This window comes from Acinetobacter sp. SM1B (genome assembly GCF_003289665.1).
Taxonomy (GTDB): domain Bacteria; phylum Pseudomonadota; class Gammaproteobacteria; order Pseudomonadales; family Moraxellaceae; genus Acinetobacter; species Acinetobacter schindleri.
Genome location: NZ_QMBM01000001.1, coordinates 1,415,591 through 1,435,818, shown reverse-complemented (window position 1 = coordinate 1,435,818; position 20,228 = coordinate 1,415,591). Strand labels below are relative to the sequence as shown.

22 protein-coding genes are annotated in these 20,228 nt (G+C 42.7%); 10 read left to right on the top strand and 12 right to left on the bottom strand.

The annotated features are described in order from the left end of the window. Positions 1-114: 114 nt before the first annotated feature. Positions 115-591: a hypothetical protein gene (locus tag C8322_RS06865; protein ID WP_005221845.1), complete on the top strand. Its 477-nt coding sequence runs from the start codon at positions 115-117 to the stop codon at positions 589-591. An 18-nt stretch (positions 592-609) separates the two neighbouring features. Here C8322_RS06865 and C8322_RS06860 read toward each other — a convergent pair whose 3' ends face one another. From C8322_RS06860 to C8322_RS06835, 6 genes are all read right to left on the bottom strand, one after another. Then, positions 610-963, bottom strand: coding sequence for a YnfA family protein (locus tag C8322_RS06860; RefSeq protein ID WP_111810477.1), 354 nt, complete (start codon positions 961-963; stop codon positions 610-612). A 102-nt stretch (positions 964-1,065) separates the two neighbouring features. Further along, positions 1,066-3,342, bottom strand: coding sequence for an ATP-dependent Clp protease ATP-binding subunit ClpA (clpA, locus tag C8322_RS06855; RefSeq protein ID WP_111810476.1), 2,277 nt, complete (start codon positions 3,340-3,342; stop codon positions 1,066-1,068). A gap of 9 nt (positions 3,343-3,351) precedes the next feature. Continuing rightward, complete coding sequence (gene clpS / locus C8322_RS06850; protein WP_008304704.1) at positions 3,352-3,765, bottom strand: ATP-dependent Clp protease adapter ClpS; 414 nt, start codon at positions 3,763-3,765, stop codon at positions 3,352-3,354. Between the two features lie 19 nt (positions 3,766-3,784). After that, entirely contained in the window at positions 3,785-4,534 is a 750-nt protein-coding gene (locus C8322_RS06845) for a DUF6776 family protein (RefSeq protein ID WP_008304705.1), read from the bottom strand. 75 nt (positions 4,535-4,609) lie between these two features. Beyond that, positions 4,610-5,665: an N-acetyl-gamma-glutamyl-phosphate reductase gene (gene argC, locus C8322_RS06840; RefSeq protein ID WP_171334356.1), complete on the bottom strand. Its 1,056-nt coding sequence runs from the start codon at positions 5,663-5,665 to the stop codon at positions 4,610-4,612. A gap of 133 nt (positions 5,666-5,798) precedes the next feature. Continuing rightward, complete coding sequence (locus C8322_RS06835; RefSeq protein ID WP_227590964.1) at positions 5,799-5,996, bottom strand: hypothetical protein; 198 nt, start codon at positions 5,994-5,996, stop codon at positions 5,799-5,801. A 284-nt stretch (positions 5,997-6,280) separates the two neighbouring features. On the opposite strand from C8322_RS06835, the gene C8322_RS06830 reads away from it, so the two are divergent. From C8322_RS06830 to C8322_RS14720, 3 genes are read left to right on the top strand one after another with little or no spacing between them, the layout of a single operon-like run. Further along, positions 6,281-6,595, top strand: a complete 315-nt coding sequence (locus tag C8322_RS06830) for a helix-turn-helix domain-containing protein (RefSeq protein WP_171334346.1) — start codon at positions 6,281-6,283, stop codon at positions 6,593-6,595. Between the two features lie 29 nt (positions 6,596-6,624). Next, positions 6,625-6,951, top strand: coding sequence for a transposase (locus tag C8322_RS06825; protein WP_111810473.1), 327 nt, complete (start codon positions 6,625-6,627; stop codon positions 6,949-6,951). Continuing rightward, on the top strand, positions 6,944-7,096 hold the full coding sequence (locus C8322_RS14720) for a transposase (protein ID WP_108619318.1): 153 nt from the start codon (positions 6,944-6,946) through the stop codon (positions 7,094-7,096). Before C8322_RS06825 ends, C8322_RS14720 begins: the two co-directional genes overlap by 8 nt. A 29-nt stretch (positions 7,097-7,125) precedes the next feature. Here C8322_RS14720 and C8322_RS06815 read toward each other — a convergent pair whose 3' ends face one another. Together C8322_RS06815 and rpiA are read right to left on the bottom strand one after the other, a co-directional pair. Continuing rightward, positions 7,126-7,812, bottom strand: coding sequence for a M48 family metallopeptidase (locus C8322_RS06815; RefSeq protein WP_111810472.1), 687 nt, complete (start codon positions 7,810-7,812; stop codon positions 7,126-7,128). 140 nt (positions 7,813-7,952) lie between these two features. Further along, positions 7,953-8,624 (bottom strand): ribose-5-phosphate isomerase RpiA, encoded by a 672-nt coding sequence (rpiA, locus tag C8322_RS06810; protein WP_005221821.1) that lies wholly within the window; start codon positions 8,622-8,624, stop codon positions 7,953-7,955. A 104-nt stretch (positions 8,625-8,728) separates the two neighbouring features. Between rpiA and ilvA the strand changes: the two genes are divergently transcribed. The 3 genes from ilvA (at position 8,729) to C8322_RS06795 (ending at position 12,447) form a co-directional block, all read left to right on the top strand. Continuing rightward, entirely contained in the window at positions 8,729-10,267 is a 1,539-nt protein-coding gene (gene ilvA, locus C8322_RS06805; protein WP_004812768.1) for a threonine ammonia-lyase, biosynthetic, read from the top strand. 189 nt (positions 10,268-10,456) lie between these two features. Next, on the top strand, positions 10,457-11,113 hold the full coding sequence (locus C8322_RS06800; RefSeq protein ID WP_004812766.1) for a potassium channel family protein: 657 nt from the start codon (positions 10,457-10,459) through the stop codon (positions 11,111-11,113). Then, on the top strand, positions 11,110-12,447 hold the full coding sequence (locus C8322_RS06795; RefSeq protein WP_076753471.1) for a TrkH family potassium uptake protein: 1,338 nt from the start codon (positions 11,110-11,112) through the stop codon (positions 12,445-12,447). The genes C8322_RS06800 and C8322_RS06795 overlap by 4 nt, the downstream gene beginning before the upstream one ends. A 58-nt stretch (positions 12,448-12,505) precedes the next feature. On the opposite strand, the gene C8322_RS06790 is transcribed toward C8322_RS06795, so the two are convergent. The 3 genes from C8322_RS06790 to C8322_RS06780 form a co-directional block, all read right to left on the bottom strand. After that, entirely contained in the window at positions 12,506-13,654 is a 1,149-nt protein-coding gene (locus C8322_RS06790) for a phospholipase A (RefSeq protein ID WP_111810471.1), read from the bottom strand. 19 nt (positions 13,655-13,673) lie between these two features. After that, positions 13,674-16,613, bottom strand: a complete 2,940-nt coding sequence (locus tag C8322_RS06785; protein ID WP_111810470.1) for an insulinase family protein — start codon at positions 16,611-16,613, stop codon at positions 13,674-13,676. A 165-nt stretch (positions 16,614-16,778) separates the two neighbouring features. Further along, a complete protein-coding gene (locus tag C8322_RS06780; RefSeq protein WP_004812759.1) occupies positions 16,779-17,228 on the bottom strand; it encodes a GNAT family N-acetyltransferase in 450 nt (149 codons plus the stop codon). Positions 17,229-17,503: 275 nt separating this feature from the next. Here C8322_RS06780 and C8322_RS06775 point away from each other — a divergent pair, with 275 nt between their 5' ends. From C8322_RS06775 to C8322_RS06765, 3 genes are read left to right on the top strand one after another with little or no spacing between them, the layout of a single operon-like run. Continuing rightward, positions 17,504-18,508, top strand: coding sequence for an adenosine kinase (locus C8322_RS06775; protein ID WP_111810469.1), 1,005 nt, complete (start codon positions 17,504-17,506; stop codon positions 18,506-18,508). A gap of 14 nt (positions 18,509-18,522) precedes the next feature. Next, positions 18,523-18,831, top strand: coding sequence for a Rieske (2Fe-2S) protein (locus C8322_RS06770; protein WP_008305220.1), 309 nt, complete (start codon positions 18,523-18,525; stop codon positions 18,829-18,831). A 20-nt stretch (positions 18,832-18,851) separates the two neighbouring features. After that, positions 18,852-19,472 (top strand): OB-fold-containig protein, encoded by a 621-nt coding sequence (locus C8322_RS06765; RefSeq protein WP_008305221.1) that lies wholly within the window; start codon positions 18,852-18,854, stop codon positions 19,470-19,472. 60 nt (positions 19,473-19,532) lie between these two features. On the opposite strand, the gene C8322_RS06760 is transcribed toward C8322_RS06765, so the two are convergent. After that, the gene (locus C8322_RS06760) at positions 19,533-20,225 is read right to left on the bottom strand and encodes a YidB family protein (RefSeq protein ID WP_008305223.1); all 693 of its coding nucleotides are present in this window, start codon (positions 20,223-20,225) and stop codon (positions 19,533-19,535) included. Between the last annotated feature and the right edge of the window lie 3 nt (positions 20,226-20,228).

Sequence of the window (20,228 nt, the reverse complement as noted above, 5' to 3'; positions counted from 1 at the left end):
TAAGTAAAAAGAAGGAATCTGAGGAAACAGATAAATTAACCATGGTGGAGTTGCGTACAGATCTTATTCATGCTCTTATAATCCGCAAAACACAGTAATAATTTGTGGCCTTACATGAAATATAAAATAAATCTATTCACTGCTTTAACCCTTGGCATTAGTTTTCTTAGTAGTCAGGTTTATGCTTCCGAATTTGATCAATACCTGCAACAGCAACAGATCATTGATTCAAAATTTAAAATCAAGAAAATAGCAGAACTGAATGAAATGCTGGCTGTATTAAGTGCGGAAGATTCTAAAACTTTGCCCCTGCAAATTGATCACAACACGATTATTGAACAACTGAAACTCACTGCTAATAAAACCGAATTAAAAGGTTTAATTATTACTCCAGACTTTGCCCAGTTTGAAAAAGATCTAGGTCCTAAGGAAGTGACTCAGCTTATCCGCAAAAACTTATTACAGAACTGCGGTATTTTCTTTGAGCACCGTTATCAGTTAGAAAATCCCTATAAAGTGATGCTAGAACTGAGTTCCACTACTCGATCTTATGACGTTGAAATATCGCAGAAGGACTGTAAAGGGAACTAAGTTTCTACAGGAAGTAAATCAACGGATTAAACCTTGGGGTTGCATGATAATAATCAGCGCCCCAAATATCACCACTGCACCACCAAGCAAATCCCATCGAGACAGGCTGATCTGATCCACAAAACGCAACCACATCAAAGCAGTAAAGATATAGATACCACCATAAGCTGCATAGATCCGGCCTGAAGCAGCGGGATGTAAAGTTAATACCCAGACAAAAGCTGCCAAAGCCAGAGCTGTCGGAATCCATAACCAGTGACTACTTCCCTGATTCAAAATCAGATAGGGAAAATAACAGCCTAGAATTTCCATCACCGCCGTGACCAGGAACAGACAAAAAGTCGTAATAAGTTTAGTGAACTGAAATTCCATATCTTGTTAAATCTTTGCCAAACAATAAATCTTGATCAGATCATAGCAATAAAGAAATAAAATAACCCGTGCAAGCACGGGTTATTTTACGATGAGTAGAATTTAGGCTGGTTCAGCAGTCTGATCTTCAAACACTTCAAGTTTCAAGCCTACAGCTTTGCCATTTTTTTTCTTCACAGATACAGCAACATTACCGCCATTATCTGCCAGCTCACCAAACAGAATCATTTCTGCCAATGGTTTTTTCAGATGCTCCTGAATCAGACGCTGCATTGGACGAGCACCCATTAAACGGTCATAACCATTTTCAGCCATCCATTCACGTGCACTCTGATCCACTTCCAGAATAACTTTCTTCTCATCTAGCTGTGCCTGCAATTCGGTTAAGAACTTGTCGACTACATTTTCAATGATCGTACTTGGCAAGGCCTTGAACTGGATCACACCATCGAGACGGTTACGGAATTCAGGTGAGAATGCTTTTTTCATCGCTTCTTGGTTATCATTGCTGTTGTCTTGTTCCATGAAACCGATACTGACACGTGAAATGCTTTCGGCGCCAATATTGGTGGTCAGTACAAGCACCACATTACGGAAGTCTGACTTGCGACCGTTGTTATCGGTCAAGGAGCCATGATCCATAATTTGCAGCAACAGGTTAAATACATCCGGATGTGCCTTTTCGATTTCATCGAGTAGTAATACACAATGCGGATTCTTATGAATCGCATCGGTCAACAAACCACCTTGGTCAAAACCAACATAGCCTGGAGGTGCACCAATCAGACGGGATACCGCATGACGTTCCATATATTCAGACATATCGAAACGAACCAGCTCCACGCCCATCAGTTTTGCTAATTGCTTGGTGACTTCAGTTTTACCGACACCCGTTGGACCAGCAAAGACAAAACTACCGACTGGCTTGTCAGGAGATTTCAGACCTGCCCGAGACAGCTTGATTGCGGAACCGAGTGCTTCAATGGCTTCATCCTGACCGAAGACCACACGTTTCAAATCACGCTCAAGATTTTCTAATACAGTCTTGTCATCTTTAGAAACTGTTTTTGGTGGAATACGGGCAATTTTCGACACGATGTCTTCGATATTTTCTACCGTAATCAGGCTATCGTCTTGCTCGGCTTTTAAACGACGTTGCGCACCCGCTTCATCGATCACATCAATGGCTTTATCTGGCAAGAAACGGTCATTAATAAACTTCGCTGACAGTTCTACCGCTGATACCAAAGCCTGATCTTCATATTGAACATGGTGGAAATCTTCAAACTTAGATTTCAGACCACGTAAAATATCAATAGTTTCAGAGATGGAAGGCTCATTCACATCAATTTTCTGGAAACGACGCGATAAAGCATGATCTTTTTCAAAGACCTGACGGTATTCCTGGAATGTGGTCGAACCTATGCAACGCAATGAACCATTTGCCAGTGCTGGCTTAATCAGGTTCGAAGCATCCATGGTGCTGCCCATACTAGAACCTGCACCGATGATCATATGAATCTCATCAATGAACAGCACTACATCCGGTTTTTTCTTCAAGGCATTGAGAAGTTGTTTCAGACGTTTTTCGAAGTCACCACGGTATTTGGTTCCTGCCACCAGTGCACCGATATCCAGACTATAGATTTCAGCGTTTTCTAATGGTTTAGGTGCTTTACCATTGACAATCAGCCAAGCCAGACCTTCAGCAATCGATGTTTTACCCACACCCGGATCACCGACCAGCAACGGATTATTTTTACGACGGCGACAAAGAATTTGTGCAGCACGCTCAATTTCTTTTTCACGACCAATTAATGGATCAGTTTTACCTTTTTGCGCTTCGTGATTCAGGTTAGTGGTATAAAGATCCAGTGGACCTGAAGCATTCGATGATCCAGTTTCGCCATCCAGTTCCTCAATTTCTTCTTCGTTCTGCACTTCTTCCTTGCGGGTTCCATGCGACAGATATTGAGTCAAGGTTAAACGGTTAATCTGATGACGTTTCAGCAGATACACTGCAAACGAATCACGTTCTGAGTACATCGCAACTAGAATGTCCGCACCTTCTACCGTACGGTCTCCACCACTTGACTGTACATGGAAAATGGCACGTTGCAGGATCCGGTCAAAACTTTCAGTCGGATGAGGTGCCTGATCGTTATTTTCGCCGAGTTTTGGAGTGTGTTGTTCTACGTATTCTTCAAGTTCTTTACGCAGTACAATAATGTCTGCACCGCATGCTTTAAGGGCATTCACGGCAGAATCGTTGTCGAGTAAAGCCAATAATAAATGTTCTACTGTCAGAAACTCATGTCTCTTTTGACGAGCCATGCTAACAGCCAAACGTAGTGATACTTCTAATTGACGACTGAGCATGCAACCCCCTTAATCTTTAGGCTCTATCTGGCAAAGTAAAGGATGACCTTGTGATCGAGCGTAATTATTGACCTGGTTCGCTTTCGTTTCCGCAATGTCTCTTGGATAGACGCCAGCAACACCTTTTCCTTCATAATGTACAGTTAGCATTACTTGCGTAGCTTGGTCAAGATTCATTGCAAAGTATTGTTGTAAAATTTCAATTACAAACTCCATGGGGGTGTAATCGTCATTCATCAATACCACTGCATACATCGGTGGACGCTTCAACTCTGGCGGTGCTGTTTGTACTGCAATATCAGCATCTTCATCATGAAAAGGGTCATTTGCCAAGCGTGGGCTTATGTGCCAGTCAACCACACCGGACTGATTAAAAGAGTTCTTGATTTCACTTAAACAAATATGACGCTTGTTGCTAGGCATAAGATTTACATTTCACACTTTAGTTTGCATTGGCTTCTGTCTGAGGAATCTCTGACAGGAATGCAGATTGATTTTCAATTGCCTCGCCCTTACTCCAGCTAAAACGGCGGGTAACAGGCTTGCTTGTACCAGTCAGGCGAACTTCTATAAATTCTGGTACAAAACCTTTCGGCATCGTCCAACGACCAGTCAGACGTTCATAATTTTCGAAATTGAAGTTTTTATCTGCCAAAGGCACAACTAAAATTTCAGTTCCCCGAATCAGGCGCAATTCAACCGAACCGGAAACACGCCCTTTGCTTGGACTTACCTGAATCAGATCAAGCTGATATTCAAAGGCATTTTCAGGTAGAGGCTTTACTGCCAGATGCTGAACAGATAAAGGCATACCACCACGCTGACGCAGTACTTCACGATATAAGGTCGCCAGGCTTTCTGCCTGCGTATATTCATCACGGGTTTTATTCATCGCAAGATACAGGTCATTGGCATTACTTACTGCCAGATCACGTTCCTGCGTTGCTGTATTCAGGGTTTTATTCAGTGTTTCCAGACTGGCTTTCTGCTTTTGTACGACTTCAACCAGCTGTTCAGCATCCGCCTCAAAACCTACAACAGTCAGACCTTGACGATGACCTATCGAATAGCCAAGTAAACCACTACTCAGTACCAGAATTGCAGCACCTATCGCAAGTGGCGTGTTCCCTTTCAGAAATGGCATTTTCTTCTTATCATCTGTGGTCAGATCGTGAGGTTCATTATTCGGCATTGTCATCTCTTATATCTTTTTCAAGACACACATTTAAATCGAAATTCAAATGTGTGTGAAGTTGTAATACGTTTTTTATGGTAATAAAGCAATGTTTTGCAAGCCAGCATTTTCAGCAAAGCCAAACATCAGATTCATATTCTGTACCGCCTGACCTGCTGCACCTTTCACCAGGTTATCTTGTGCTACCAGAATAACCAGTTTCGTTGGTTGAGGCTTGTACAGTGCAATACGGAGTTCATTGGCACCACGTACTGAACGGGTTTCTGGTGAACTGCCTGATGGCATGACATCAACGAACTGTTCATTGGCATAGAACTGTTCATAGAGTGCCTGCAAATCTGCTGTCTGGCCTGCTTCAGTCAAGTCAATGTAAATGGTTGACAGCATACCGCGAATCATTGGCACCAGATGCGGTACAAATAAAATATGGTCAAATACACCTTTTTGACCTGAGATATTTTCTAACGCTTCTACAATCTCAGGATGATGACGGTGACCTGCTACGCCATAAGCTTTAAAGTTATCTGCATTTTCAGAATAGATCATGCCTAGGCTGGCTTTACGACCTGCACCTGAAACTCCTGATTTAGCATCAATAATAATACTTTCAGGTTTCACTAAGGCTTCCGCAGATTTTAATACTGGTGCAAGGCCCAGCTGCACGGTTGTTGGATAACAACCCGGGTTACCCATCACACTCGCCTGTTTGATCTTGTCACGATTCAGTTCAGACAGACCATATACAGAATCTTGTAATACAGATGGACAAGCATGTTCCATGCCATACCATTTTTCAAACTGTGCCAAATTCTGTAAACGGAAATCTGCGGCAAGGTCAATTACCTTGGTATTTGCAGCTAGCAGTTCTTCTGCATGTTTCATAGCAACGCCATGTGGTGTCGCAAAAAATACGACATCACAAGATTTTAATAAATCAAGGCTGAGATCAGAAAATTCAAGATCAGTATGACCACGCAGGCTTGGGAACATATCGTCTACACGGCGGCCTGCTTCGGTACGTGATGTCAGTGCTTTGACGCTAACGTTTGGATGTCGCAGTAATAGACGTAAAAGTTCAACGCCTGTATAACCTGTGCCACCCACAATACCCACTGAAATCACGATAATTACCTCTAACTAGATGTTTCCTTTATGCCAGGTAGTATGACAGGAAGTTCACGTTTTCTAAACTCTTTCACTGAGGAATGCTGATTTTTTATCTATTTTGAAATGCATGTTTAAAGATAAGATTGAAACACCTTTATGTGTGTTTGGTCGTTACTGGAGTAGACCAACTATAATGACAAAGATAAATTACAAATAAGAAAGCAGGTAATGCCAAAAAGATAATGGCGTCTAGTCGAATCATAAATGGAATTAACCCTAAAATGGCCAATAGTGTTGCACTGGCTGAAAATTTTTTAGGTATTTGACGATGTTTAATCCATAAAATAGCCATATAAAATAGCATTCCCCACGCGAGCACTCCTGTCAGCATAAAAAATTTGACGGTTAAAGGATAATCCATGGGTAAACTTGGGAAAAAAATACTGTATAAAAATAGTCCGTAAAAAAACAGCGCAGGAAGCGAGACTATAAAAATTAAAATTATGAGGATTAACCGCATCATGAGGAGTTCTAATTTATCGTTATCATTAGATGTCTTTCATAAATCAAAAAATGATCTACTTTTTGCTGCTTATTTGTACCGAAGAATTTTCAATATTCATGCATAATCTGCGGATGAAATACATCGATTCAAAGAAGCTTTCTGAAACACAGTTTAAGCGATACACCTGCATCTCATGGTCAACCTTTGATTTAATGGTTGAACAACTGAAAATGCATGTCCCTGCTAAAGGTAGACCATCTAAGTTAAGTGTAGAAGATCAGGTTTTACTCTGTCTGAGCTATTGGCGTGAATACCGGACATTATTTCACGTTGCTACGAGTTATGGGGTTTCAGAACCGACTGCCTCAAGAATCGTCCGTCATGTTGAAGACTGCCTGATTCAGTCTAAACTATTTAATTTACCGAAAAAACTTGCCCGAAGGTGAAGGCATCGACTGGAATGTAGTGATCGTAGATGCCACAGAAATTCCAATACAAAGGCCTAAAAAAACAGAAAAAAAGCTATAGTGGCAAAAAGAAAACACATACCTTCAAAGTTCAAGCCATCATTCATTATAGAACTCAGAAAATTCTGAGTTTACGCACCAGTCGTGGTGCTGTACATGATTTCGAGCTTTTCAAACGCAACTTGAATCAGATTCCTGCAGGCGCCTTTATCCTTGCAGATAAGGGTTATCAAGGGATCTATACAGTGTATCCAAATAGCTTATTGCCATTAAAAACAAAAAAAACGCTGCAAACTAGATCCCGAGCTAAAACCTTACAATCAGGAAATCAATAAAAGAAGAATTGGGATTGAGCATGTATTTGGCAGTTTGAAAACCTTCAAAATCCTTGCCGAGCGATATCGTAACAGAGGCAAAAGACTAGGATTAAGATTTAGTTTAATCGCGGGAATCTATAATTTGGAGCTGAGTAAAAAATGACTTATGAAAGAAGTCTAATGATTCTTGCATTAATTCTGACTGACCCACCACCATGGCATTGCAGTGTTTTTCAATATTTTTCGATGGATTAGATAGTCTGAATCATGCCGGGCCACTTCAGTCCAAAAATGCGGGCTATGATCAAAATGCCGGGTATGTGCCAGTTCATGCACGCAGAGATAACGAACGATATTTTCAGGAAACAGAATAATACCGCTATTCAGCATAATGTCATGTCTGGCAGAACAGCTGCCCCAACGGGTTTTCGGCTGGCGGATATTACAGACATTGAAAGATAATCCTGTTTCCCGACTAACCTGTTCGAGATAAACCGGTAACTGTTTTTTGGCATAGGCAATTACAAAAGCTTTTAAGTAGCTTTCAGGATTTCGATCACTGATATAGAGCGTATAGTTTCCATGATCCAGAATAAAATTATGCTTCTGGGCCTGGTATTGAACTGATATTGGCTGATTCAGATTAAATAGCTGCAAGCTAGCAGGTAAACTACGATCAACACTTTGTATTTTTTCCTGTTGGGATTGCCAGGTTTTGAGTAACCAGCTTTCGGCATCATTAATAAAATTCTGGATTTGTTTTTTTGTGCAAAATACGGGTGCAGTCAGGCGAATTTGAGTACCATCCACACGAAGCTTTAAACGTGTTGAGCGAATATTTCGGACAATTTGAATTTCAGGTAAGTCGGATAAAGTCATTTTTATTCTTTTTTTAATTTCCCCAAACCCCTCTTTCTCAAAGAGGGGCTTTCAAAAGTCTCCCTTCTTGCGCTTGTTTTAAAGCAGTGCTTTAAAACTTCACTCAGGGAGATTTAGGGGGATTTTTTTAGAAAGTTTAATTAAACCGCAGTACGCTCTTCAATACCGTTATCAGTAGCAACCACAGCAATATCAGCTTTATTTAAGGCAAAGATACCGTTACAAACAACACCTGGAATGTCATTCAAAGTTTTTTCTAACTCTAATGCATTCAAAATGTTTAAGTTATAAACATCCAAAATTACATTACCGTTATCAGTGATTACGCCTTCACGGTATGCAGGGTCCCCCCCTAAAGCAACAATTTTACGTGCGACTGCAGAACGTGCCATTGGAATCACTTCTACAGGAAGCGGGAATTCACGACCTAACTGTTCCACCCACTTAGAATCATCGACGATACAAACGAATTTTTTCGCAATAGATGCAACAATTTTTTCACGTGTCAGCGCAGCACCGCCACCTTTGATCATGTGCATATGGCGGTCGATTTCATCCGCACCATCGACATAGGCATCCAGACCGCCTACGCTATTCATATCAACAACCTCAATGCCTAATTTTTTAAGGCGTTGTGCAGTGGCTTCAGAACTTGCAACTGCTGCTTCCAATTGAAGTTCAGGCAAAAGTTCGATTAAGAAGTTGACAGTACTCCCAGTACCGACGCCTAAAATGCCCCCTTTTGGTAAGTGCTTTAACGCTGCTTTGGCTGCAGCTTGCTTTTTCTCATCTTGGGTTGCATATAGACTCATGACATCACTCAACTAATTTGGACTTTTGCAGTAATTTTAAACCGCAAAGCCGCGTGGTTTGTTACAATAAGTGCTTATTTTAAACTGTTAGATGGAAAATTAACATGCTGTCTCGTTTGGTTCGACAAATTTTACAAGCAACTGTATACGATGTTGCAATCGAAACCCCACTCGAAGCAGCGCCACGAATTAGCGAGCGCTTAAATAATAACATTCGCTTTAAACGTGAAGATTTACAACCGGTTTTTTCATTCAAGCTACGCGGTGCTTATAACCGTATTAGTCAATTACCGAAATCACAACTCGAACGTGGCGTTATCACAGCTTCAGCAGGCAACCATGCCCAAGGTGTGGCGCTGTCAGGGAAAAAGCTGGGGATTCGCGCGATTATCGTGATGCCAAAAACTACGCCTGATATCAAGGTTCAGGCGGTAAAACGCTTAGGTGGCGAAGTCGTATTGCACGGTGATTCATTCGACGTTGCCAATAAATATGCGATTCAACGTGCCGAAGAAGATGGCATGACCTTTATTCCACCTTATGACGATGAACTGGTGATGGCCGGTCAAGGCACCATTGCCAATGAAATTTTGCGTCAATGGCGTGATGTAGAATATGTCTTCGTTGCTGTTGGTGGTGGTGGTCTGATTGCCGGTGTTGCAGCGTACTTGGGAGATGTTGCTCCGCATGTCAAAGTTATTCCTGTGGAATATGATGAATCCGCGTGCTTAAAAGCGGCCTTAGAAGCCAATGAACGTGTGATTCTTCCATCTGTCGGTTTATTTGCCGATGGTACTGCAGTGGCACAAATTGGTGAAAAACCTTTTGAGGTCATCCGCCTGCAAAAATCAGATAATTCTGGTCCAATTGTTGAACCTGATGTGGTACTGGTCAATACTGATGAAGTCTGTGCAGCAATTAAAGATACCTATGACGAATGCCGTAGTATTGTAGAACCATCTGGTGCAATGGCGTTGGCAGGGATTAAAAAATACGTGGCTGAACACGGCATTCAAGGTAAAAATATCGTGTCCATTGTTTGTGGTGCCAACATGAACTTTGACCGTTTACGCTATATCGCGGAACGTACTGAACTCGGTGAGCGTAAAGAAGCAATCTTTGCCGTGACTATTCCTGAACAGAAAGGCGCTTTCTTGAGTTTCTGTCGTGCCCTGCAAGGCCGCAACATCACCGAGTTTAACTACCGTGCCAGCGATGCAACTGCAGCTCAGGTCTTCGTGGGTATTAGCCTGAAAAATGGCGAAAAAGAACGTCAGGAAATTTATGAAAACCTGAAATTCCAGTATGACGTTGATGATCTGTCTGACGACGAAGTAGCAAAACTGCACATCCGTTATTTAATTGGTGGTCATGCAGACATTGAAAATGAACGTCTGTTCCGTGTCGAATTCCCGGAGCGCCCAGGTGCATTATTGACTTTCCTTGAACGTCTAGGCCCAACTCATAACATCACCCTGTTCCACTACCGCAACCACGGTGCGGCTGAAGGTCGCGTACTGGTCGGCTTGGAAGCGGAAGATGCAAAACAGAATCCAGACGGTTTGATAGAAACTCTGGAGAGTATCACCTATCCATATGACGAGATTACCAATAACCTGGGTTATCAACGCTTCCTGAAATAATTTCTGATTCTGATATCCAAACAATCAAAACCGTCTTTCGAGGCGGTTTTTTGATATAAGCAAATAAGAACGCAGGTCTTTGATAATATTTATGTAAAGCAAATAGCTGAAAAATTAATTAAGCACTAAGATAAGCACGTAAATTAATAGAAAGCGCATGTATAAGCGCAGCAACTTTAGGAAAAATACATGGCACTGTTTGCTGTGATCGGTTTAGGAAGTTTCGGTGCCACTGTTGCCACACAACTGATGTCACTCAAACATGAAGTAATTGGCATCGACCTGAATAAAAAATATGTCGAAAGCATTTCAGATGAACTCACCCATGCCGTGATTGCAGATGCCACGGATGAACATGTGCTGGACGAACTAAATGTTCAAAACTGTGAAGCGGTGGTGGTGGCGATTGGTGAAGATATTGAAGCCAGTATTCTCTGCGTCCTACACCTCAAAAATATGGGAGTTAAAAAAATCTGGGCCAAATCCAAGTCCAAAGCCCATCATATGATCCTGACTCATCTTGGGGTGGATAAGATTATTCATCCCGAGGAAGATATGGGCGTTCGGATCGCGCAATCCTTAAGTTATCCGATGGTCAGCCGCTATATGGCGCTTGAGGATAATCGTTATCTGGTAAAAATTGAGATTCATACCGAACAAAGTGGTATCAAACTCAATCAGCTGATGGATCATGCATCAGAAATTAAAACCATTCTGCACAAGCGTGGCCCCGTGGTTCAATATATCCTCGACCCGCATCTTATTCTTAAAGAAGGTGATATTCTGCTTGTTGAGGGCTTGCTGGAACCTTTACGTCGCCTGTCCAAACATTTTAAAAATCTATGAAAATAACTGCTCATAAAAACCGGACTATTAACCTCAGTCCACCCAGCATTATCGCATTGGGATTTCTGGCATTGATTCTGGTTGGTTCAATCTTGTTAATACTGCCAGTTTCTCATCATGGTGATGTCACTTGGTTTCAGGCTGTTTTTACTGCAACTTCTGCGGTGACCATTACTGGTTTGTCTGTGGTCAATGTCGGAGAAGCTTATACGGTCTTCGGCAAGATCGTAATCATGATTCTCCTGCAATGTGGCGGACTCGGCTTTATGACCTTTGCCATTCTGGCTGCCATGAGTCTGGCGCCTAAAATGGGACTAAGGCAACAGGTCATGGCTCAGGAGTCCATCGGTCAGACCAGCCTGAAAAAGATCAGTACTACCATTAAAGGTGTGTTTCTATATTCGCTGTTCTTTGAAGCAATTGGCACAGTAATTCTGACTATTGCCTGGCTACAGGACTATAACTTTGCCCAGGCTTTTTTCTACGCTTCCTTTTATAGTATTTCTGCCTTTAACAATGGTGGCTTTTCCCTGTTCCCGAATAGTCTAATGAGCTTTGCCGATCAGTATTTTATTACCTTCACCATTAGCATGCTGTATATCATTGGCGGCATTGGCTTTCTGGTGTTGATGGATGTACGACAGCATAAACGCTGGCGCAAACTGAGTACCAACAGTAAGCTGATTTTGAGTACCATTGCTGCACTGAATCTTTCTGCCTTTATCCTGATCTGGATTCTGGAAGCTTCTAATCCTCAAACACTGGCATTGATGAGTATGGGCGATCAGGCGGTCAATGCCTGGTTCCATGCCACAGTACCGCGTTCTTCAGGTTTTAACAGCCTGCCGATGGATCAGCTGACCAATGCATCCACCTTAGTTACCATGTTCCTGATGTTTATTGGTGGTGGTTCTTTAAGTACCGCAGGTGGCATTAAGGTCGGAACTTTTATCATTGTAGTGATTAGTGTAATTAGCTTCCTACGGCGTGAAGATGAAATTCGTTTATTCAAGCATTCGATTCCAGAGAAAACCACCTTTAAAGCATTGGCAGTGGTCTGTATTACTGCTCTCCTGATTGCAACCGGATTTATGAGTCTGCTTATTCTGGAGCCAGATCAGGACTTTCTGGATCTGCTGTTTGAAACGGTTTCTGCCGCATGTACAGTTGGGTTGTCTCGTGGCATCACTTCTGAATTACAGCCAGCCAGTCTGTTGATTCTGATGCTGTTAATGTTTGCAGGTCGTTTAGGCCCTTTGACCTTGGCCTATTTTATTGCCACACCGAAAAAGAGCCGCCTTAAACATCCACCTTCAGAAATTCAGGTTGGGTAATTTCGATATAAAACAAAAAATCCATGTCAGCACGTGGATTTTTTGATGATAATGCTTGTTAGAACCAGTTCATCAACGAAACACCCAAGCCGACATACGTCGCCTTATGGTTATAGTCGATCAGGCTTTCACCGTAGCCATCAAACAGCTGAAAATGTCCACGCAGACGACCACTGATCGGGAATGACCAGTCAAATTGCGCTGCACCACGACTGTCATCACCGCCTTTTAAGGTATGTCGCAACATAAGTGAAAAGTCATGATCTTTCCAGCGATAAAATGCAGTCAAATCGCCACGACCGACATAGTCGACGATATCCGGATTATTATCATCTGGCAAGTCTTCTTCAAAACGATACCAAGGACGTAGCATCAGGGCAAAGTTATTACGCTCAAAGCCCAGATTCAGCATCACCCGGTTCCAGCTACGTGATAGTGGATCGGAACGGCCATTGGACTGATGATTAATGGTCAGACCTAGCATACGCCAGTCCAGACCAAATAAATCGTAATTGGTTCGGAATACAATACTGGCTTCTGGTTCATAATTGGTTTCACGGAATGGACGTGATTCTTCAGAGTTATATACTTGCCAGCGTGAAGACTGGGTATACGCCAGCCAGATATCACCATTATTACCAAAAATATTTTCTACTGCTTTGGTTTTTAGTGAAAGCTGAAACTTGGCTTCCATGGATTTCAGGTTCTGATCTTCTGTTACCGTATTACGTTCATTCGGACTTTCAGGAAACTCATTTTTCTCAGAGGTCCAAAATCCTGGTAATACATACACCGGCTGATAAGAACGGATATTCCAAGTACCCAGTTTACTTTCCGGTGAAAGTTCCCAACGGCTGTCCAATAAAGACAGGTTTGGTTTCAGTGGCGAGCCTTCACTGATCGTTACCGTAGAAACAGTTTTATCAATTCTAGCTTTCAGGTTATCGGGTTCAGGCGCAAGTTCAGCAGCTGCGCGACGTTCAGATACCAGTACCACTCTTTCAGCTTCTGGTACTTTGAACAAAGCATCATAACACGCTAGACGTTCTGCACTGGTTTCTACCGCGGCACAGGCCTCAGCCGTTGCTGGCATCGGACTGCTGGGAATAGTTGTTTGATTTTCTTCTGCATACCCCTGCGCCCCACCCATACAGCCCAGCAAAATGCTCAGCTGCAAAGTTGGGCGCTTAAACGAATTAAGCGCCATTCAATTTTCCTTTTTTCTTTTATTGAACTTGTTGGATCACAAATCCGAGCTGTTCCAGTGCTTCACGTTTTGCTACTGGTGCAACCACAGCACGCGACGGCTGTTGTTCTACCAGATATTGCTGAGCCACACGTTTCAGGTCGTCCAGCGTCACATTGAGCAGACGTTCACGTAACTGCTTACGGAATGCTGGAGTACGCTGATGCAGGTAAGCATAACAAGCTGTAATTGCCTCACCTGCTGGTGAACCCGGCTTATCCATGCTGGCAATCAGACCCAGAATCGCTTCTTCCAGTTGATGTGGCTGTTGTTCCGCATTTAATAGCCACTGAACACTTGCATCAAAGTCCTTGAAAGTCTCTGCTAAACGTGGATCACGGTAGCTGTAGAAACGGAATGAACAGGCATTACCGTCATAGCTGGCACCGCCACCATAAGCACCGCCTTTTTCACGGATCGCACTATGCAGGTATCCATTACGCAAATAGCCTGCCAAGACCATCAATGGTGCTGCATCAGGATGAGATACTTCCACTGCCGGATAAGCTGCTGCACAGAACTGAACATTGGCCTGAATCAGCCATGCCTCATCTGCTTCATTCAATACTTTTTCAGTTTGAGCAAGTTGTACCGGATTACGGTCCACAGCAACTTTATCCCAAACATTCTGAACTTCTTCTACCAGATGGTCCGCTTGCGGTTCTTCACAAACCAGTAAGAACTGTTTTGGAGCTTGCAGTAAAATACGATGAATGCGTTTCAGCTCTTCAATCATGGCATCGTAAGCAGCTTCATCTTTCTCAATCTGAGCAACCAGATTCATCAGCCAGTTCAATGCACCAAGACCAGTGTTATGATAATCACGGGTCGCTAAAGCACTGTGCTGACGTGAAGCTACCTGCATCGCATAGCTATGTCCTGAACCCGAAATACGTGAATGCCAACGTGTTTTACGCTGTTGCAGTAATTCGATAATACGGCCTTTTTCATCAAAACGAAGCTGCTCAAAACCGGTTTTCAGCAACTGAATCGCTTGCAGGTTATTTACCAGAGATTTAGTTGTGAGCGTTAACCAGGCAGAAATCTTATTCTTGTCATCTACTTTTGAACGTAATGAAGCTCCCATACCCAATCCGCCGCTAACAGCAGTCTGGATTTGCTGGAATTCAAGATAATCATATTCGCCCGCACCCACTTCACCAACCAGAATCGACAGCAGGTTAAAATATGGCGATTGCACCACTTCATCAGGAATCTGTACCAAGACTTGTTGGTAATAAATACCATTGGTACCAGCATAATAAAGGTTTAATGGCGTATCGATGCCATTGGAAATCACTTCACGCAACTGACCTTGTACGATCTGCATTTCAGCAGGCACATCTTCCAGGCCAACCTTAGGTAACAGGTTCAGGTCATCCGGTGTATCTTGACGAACTTTTAAAGCTTCAGTCTGCGCAACGATTTCAGCTTTTTGTTCTTCAGTCAGTGTCTTGCCAATTTCTGCCAGTCGTGCTTTTTCCGCTTCGGCCTCTTTGACAGATTTGGTCGCATCTGGAACCAGTGTCAGTTGCACACGGTGCGGGTTATCAATCAGATGTTCTTTGATCAGATTAGACAGCCACATCGGGTCTTTCAGTTCTTCTTTAACTGCGGCAATTGCAGAATCCACATCCCAGACTTCAACCGGATCACGGTGATGAATTGCGCTACCTAAACCGTTCAGGATCAGGCTTAAGCCATATGGCGTACCATCACCATTGATTTCACGCTGATGCAATTCAATCTGATGCAGAATCGCATCTACTGCTTGTTGATCTACCGGTTTCGTAGCAACATCTTCCAGAATCTTGAATACGCCATTTTTAAATTCTTCAGCATGTTCTGGATTTGAGCCTTGAACTGCGCAATAGAAAGTCATTTCAAAGTTAGAGTCATCCACCCCCATAAATGGGCCTGTTGCATCTGCATAACCACAGGTTTCCAGATAATGACGTAGTGGAGATGCCGAATCTTCTAACAGGATACCTTCTACCAAACGCATACCCAGACGAAGTTTGATTTCGCTTGCTTCCGGTAGTAACCAGGAAATAACGTGATAGGTTTTATCACGTAAATCCTCTGCATCAACTGCATAAGTATCAGTCACTGATACCGGTGCAGACAAACGGGTTTCAGGTGTGGAGTATAAAGTCTCACCCTGTTCAAATTTAGACAGTGCCAAGTTTTCAAACTGTTCTTGCAGTTCATAAGCTGACTTCTTGCCAAAGGTCATGAATACCGCATTACTTGGGTGGTAATGTGACTTATAGAAATCAACTAATTCCTGGTAAGTCAGATCTGGAATATCTTTAGGATCACCACCTGAGTTGTAGTGATAGGTGGTATCCGGGAACAGGTAATGCGCCAGCGTATGATAGAGCTGATCTGAAGGTGAACTCATTGCACCTTTCATTTCATTAAACACAACACCTTTGTAAACCGGTTCACCATTTTCCAGCTCAATACGGATCCCTTCCTGGGCAAAATCCAGCGGATTCAGGTTCGCTGCAAAAGCAGCATCCATATATACTTCTAACAGGTTCTGGAAGTCTTTATCATTCTGGGTGGCAAACGGATAAGCTGTCCAGTCCGCCGCAGTAAAGGCATTCATGAACGTGTTCAGGGAACGTCGAATCATGAGGAAGAATGGATCACGTACCGGAAATTTTTCTGAACCGCAAAGCGCGGTATGTTCAAGAATATGCGCTTCGCCTTTAGAGTCCATTGGCTGCGTACGGAAAGCCACTAAAAAGACATTTTCATCGTGATTGGTCGCCAGGTGATAATGAATGGCGCCGGTCACATTATGTTTATATTCAGACACTAAAATGTCTAAAGCTTCAACATGGTGTTGACGTACCAACTGAAACGCAGGATGTACAGTTTGTGAAATGGTTTCAGTGACATCTACAGTCATGCGATCTCCTAATTTTTAGATAAAAAACAACTGATCGCATTATAGCTGTAGTTTTTGTTATTATTCACGCTGAAAACCGATCATTTTGATCGAATTAAGTAAACTTGGTCATTCAGAAATTGAATCACCAAGTTTATGAACCGTATTTGTAAAATTGAAAATCGGCTAGATCAGATATTTAAAGTAATTGTAATTCGGATGGTTTTCGACAAACACATAATTTTGCTTCTGGTAAAAGCTCGCCGCCAGTTTGGTTTCAGTATGCAGGCAAAGTGCAGAATAATGCGGACGTGCTAACTGTTCCAGATAAGCCAGTAATTGCTTGCCTACTCCATGCTGGCGATATTTCGGATGTACATAGAAACGACGTACACGGCCAATACGCTCTTCCACACCATCTGGTCCCCATTGCTGGTTCAAACCGCCACAAGCAATCAGCTTGTTTCCATCATAAGCCACAGCAAGATATTCATTATCTTTACTGAAGGAGTTTTTTCCTGTGCGATATTCTTCAACTAATTTCTCAATTAAATCATAGCCTTCCTTTTTTGCCAGAGCAGCAAAAGTTTCGATTTGATCTGGTAATTGCTCGGCTTTTACGATTTTAATATCCATATATACACACTGTCAGAAATTGTAGTCTCGGCTCAACCTGCATTTGCATGAATATGCAGTTACAGGTGATATAACACTTATAAATAAAATCCGCTATTTAAATCAATGGCACGACCGCAGGATTACGAAATTTATCTGCTTTAATTCGACCAAAGTGCGAAATGAATGCCTTACAGCATACCCTAAAACTTTTTGAAAATGATTTAACACCCTATAGCAAACCTGAGCATTCGTGTAAACTTATGACTTTCGTTTTTTGAATGTGACTCTCTGACATGGCAAATGTTGATCTTTTTGCAATTGGTAATGCGCTAATTGACCAGGAATTTAAAGTATCTGACGACTTTTTAACTGCACACAACCTGCAAAAAGGCACCATGCAACTGACTGATGGTGAAACACAAGCTGCGCTGTATGAGAACCTGAAAGCCACGCAAAACTATAAAGGCCAGGCATCTGGTGGTTCAGCTGCAAACACGACTGTGGCTTTTGCTGCGCTCGGTGGTTCAGCTTTCTATGCCTGCCGTGTCGGGAATGATGATCTGGGTCAAATCTACCTGGATGGTTTAAATGAAGCCGGCATACAAACCACAACCCGTTCAATCAGTGAAGGTGTTACTGGTACCTGTATGGTACTGGTAAGTCCAGATTCAGAACGTACCATGCATACTTATTTGGGTATCACTGCGGAACTGACTGACGTTCAAATTGATTTCACACCTCTCAAAACTGCAAAATGGCTATATCTTGAAGGTTATCTGTCGACTTCAGAAACTGCCCGTCATGCTGTAGAACAGGCACGTACCATTGCCCGTGCCAGTGATGCGAAAATTGCTTTAACCTTGTCTGATCCAGCCATGGTGCAATATGCACGTGCCGGCCTGGACGAAATGATTGCAGATGGCGTAGATCTATTGTTCTGCAATGAACAGGAAGCTTTGATGTACACTGAGACTGAAACGATTGAAGCCGCTTTAGTTAAATTGCAAGAAATCAGCCAACACATTGTCATTACATTGTCAGCCACAGGCGCGTTGATCTGCAATGAAGGTCAAAGCTTTACTGTACCGGGTCGTGCTGTAACTGCAGTTGATACCAATGGTGCTGGTGATGCCTTTGCCGGTGCTTTCCTGTATGCACTGAATGCAGGCCTAGGCTGGAAAGTTGCAGCTGAATTGGCAATTCTGATTTCAAGTCAGGTGGTTTCACAATTTGGCCCACGTCTGGCCATTGCTGACTATGCTGCGTTATTGGAAAACTTCCAAAAGGAATGCGCTTAATGTTTAAAATTTGCATGACCGAAGACATCCCGGAACGTGAAGCACGTTCTTTTGAAACGCCAAATGGCGACACCATTTTCATTACTCAACGCGATGGTATGTTCTATGCTTACCAGAACCTGTGTCCACACTTGCAGGTTGAACTGGAGTTTCTGGAAAACCAGTTTCTAGATCGTGATCAGGAATTTATTGAGTGTTCAACCCATGGTGCTTTATTCCTGGTTGAAACCGGAGAATGTATTTCTGGTCCATGTCAAGGTCAAGCACTTGAAAAAGTAGAGATTAACGTGCATTCTGATGGTGGGATTTACCTCACAGAATAACTCTGAAATTGGACGCTACCATGCCGGCATTTTTCCTAGACTATAACTTGATGCCTTTTCATTTAAGTTTATTCGCTGTGATTTTGCTGGGCGTGGTAGAAACCTTAGGTTATTTATTCAAAATTCGCCCGACGAAATTTTTGAAACAGATTTCCCCTTTCTACTTCCGCAATCTCGACCTGCTTAATGTTAAATTTTCGAAAATCTTAATTGTATTTTTCCTGCTGATGAATTTCAGTGTTGCCGGTTATGTGCTGCAACTGCTGATCTATTCTCAGGAACAGGAATTTCTACCGGCGTATTACCTGATTATTCCTGCGTTGATTATTGCAATTTTTTTTACAGTATTTATGATTCACTGTCTGGATCAGGTGATTCCACCTAAATACAAAAAGCACCATGTCAATCTGATTGGTCGTCTGGCAACCATTTCCAGTGGCAATGCTCGTCCCGGATTTTCAGCTCAAGCCCGTGTAAGGGATGAATTTGGTCAGCTACATTATGTGCAGGTGGAGCCGGAATTTGGTGAGCTAGAATTCCAATCTCAGATTATTTTAATACGTCTGCGCAAATCACATTATGTTGCCAAAAAAATCAGCAAATCTAATCGTCTGTTTAGCTTGGATTTGGAACACTCATAATTTATAAAAATACAAAAAAACCCGGCATTTATAGCCGGGCTTTTTTTAAAGAAATTTCAGTTAACGCTTTAAGAAACCTGACACCATATTCAGGACATTCTGAATATCATTATTGGCTTCCTGCTTGCTGGTTTGCTCACCCTGCGGAGTTAATGAATCAATTATCTGCGGTAAGACTTTGGAAATGGCGCTATATACATCCTGCTTTGGGGCATGCACCTGCTCCGCCACCTGTTCCACCTCCTGATCATCAAATAACAGCTGTAACTGCTGGTTATCCACGGGCGCATTCTCACCAGGACCTGTAGACACCCAGTCATCAACCTGACTGTTTAAGCCTTGACCTTTCAGCTTATCCAATGCTCCCTGTAAACCACCCTGCTTTTGAATCCAAGCAAGTACCAATGGCAATACGGCAATAAGCAAGGTCTTGGTTCCACCTGCACCCAATCCTGATGATCGAGGTTGCTGATGCGTCTGCTGATTTGGCTGCTGCTGTGACTGACCAGCACCACCCAGTTGACTCAATACAGAACCTAAAATCCCGCCCAAGCCGCCTTGCTGGGATTGACCAGTTTGATGCGTATTACCCGGATTTAACTGTCCAAGTACGGCACCAAGAATTCCACCCAACCCACCTTGTGACTGTTGCGACTGGTTTTGGGATTGATGCTGATTGGTATTCTGCTGTTGCTGACTACCGCCCAAGGCCTGCTTGGCCAGCATCTCTACAATATTACTGAGGTTTGTCATACT

Excerpts from the sequence above, each read along its gene's own strand:
- C8322_RS06865 (WP_005221845.1), top strand. The coding sequence starts at position 115 with ATGAAATATAAAATAAATCTATTCACTGCTTTAACCCTTGGCATTAGT.
- C8322_RS06860 (WP_111810477.1), bottom strand. The coding sequence starts at position 963 with ATGGAATTTCAGTTCACTAAACTTATTACGACTTTTTGTCTGTTCCTG.
- clpA (WP_111810476.1), bottom strand. The coding sequence starts at position 3,342 with ATGCTCAGTCGTCAATTAGAAGTATCACTACGTTTGGCTGTTAGCATG.
- clpS (WP_008304704.1), bottom strand. The coding sequence starts at position 3,765 with ATGCCTAGCAACAAGCGTCATATTTGTTTAAGTGAAATCAAGAACTCT.
- C8322_RS06845 (WP_008304705.1), bottom strand. The coding sequence starts at position 4,534 with ATGCCGAATAATGAACCTCACGATCTGACCACAGATGATAAGAAGAAA.
- C8322_RS06835 (WP_227590964.1), bottom strand. The coding sequence starts at position 5,996 with ATGGCTATTTTATGGATTAAACATCGTCAAATACCTAAAAAATTTTCA.
- C8322_RS06830 (WP_171334346.1), top strand. The coding sequence starts at position 6,281 with ATGAAATACATCGATTCAAAGAAGCTTTCTGAAACACAGTTTAAGCGA.
- C8322_RS06825 (WP_111810473.1), top strand. The coding sequence starts at position 6,625 with ATGCCACAGAAATTCCAATACAAAGGCCTAAAAAAACAGAAAAAAAGC.
- C8322_RS06815 (WP_111810472.1), bottom strand. The coding sequence starts at position 7,812 with ATGACTTTATCCGACTTACCTGAAATTCAAATTGTCCGAAATATTCGC.
- rpiA (WP_005221821.1), bottom strand. The coding sequence starts at position 8,624 with ATGAGTCTATATGCAACCCAAGATGAGAAAAAGCAAGCTGCAGCCAAA.
- ilvA (WP_004812768.1), top strand. The coding sequence starts at position 8,729 with ATGCTGTCTCGTTTGGTTCGACAAATTTTACAAGCAACTGTATACGAT.
- C8322_RS06800 (WP_004812766.1), top strand. The coding sequence starts at position 10,457 with ATGGCACTGTTTGCTGTGATCGGTTTAGGAAGTTTCGGTGCCACTGTT.
- C8322_RS06795 (WP_076753471.1), top strand. The coding sequence starts at position 11,110 with ATGAAAATAACTGCTCATAAAAACCGGACTATTAACCTCAGTCCACCC.
- C8322_RS06790 (WP_111810471.1), bottom strand. The coding sequence starts at position 13,654 with ATGGCGCTTAATTCGTTTAAGCGCCCAACTTTGCAGCTGAGCATTTTG.
- C8322_RS06785 (WP_111810470.1), bottom strand. The coding sequence starts at position 16,613 with ATGACTGTAGATGTCACTGAAACCATTTCACAAACTGTACATCCTGCG.
- C8322_RS06780 (WP_004812759.1), bottom strand. The coding sequence starts at position 17,228 with ATGGATATTAAAATCGTAAAAGCCGAGCAATTACCAGATCAAATCGAA.
- C8322_RS06775 (WP_111810469.1), top strand. The coding sequence starts at position 17,504 with ATGGCAAATGTTGATCTTTTTGCAATTGGTAATGCGCTAATTGACCAG.
- C8322_RS06770 (WP_008305220.1), top strand. The coding sequence starts at position 18,523 with ATGACCGAAGACATCCCGGAACGTGAAGCACGTTCTTTTGAAACGCCA.
- C8322_RS06765 (WP_008305221.1), top strand. The coding sequence starts at position 18,852 with ATGCCGGCATTTTTCCTAGACTATAACTTGATGCCTTTTCATTTAAGT.
- C8322_RS06760 (WP_008305223.1), bottom strand. The coding sequence starts at position 20,225 with ATGACAAACCTCAGTAATATTGTAGAGATGCTGGCCAAGCAGGCCTTG.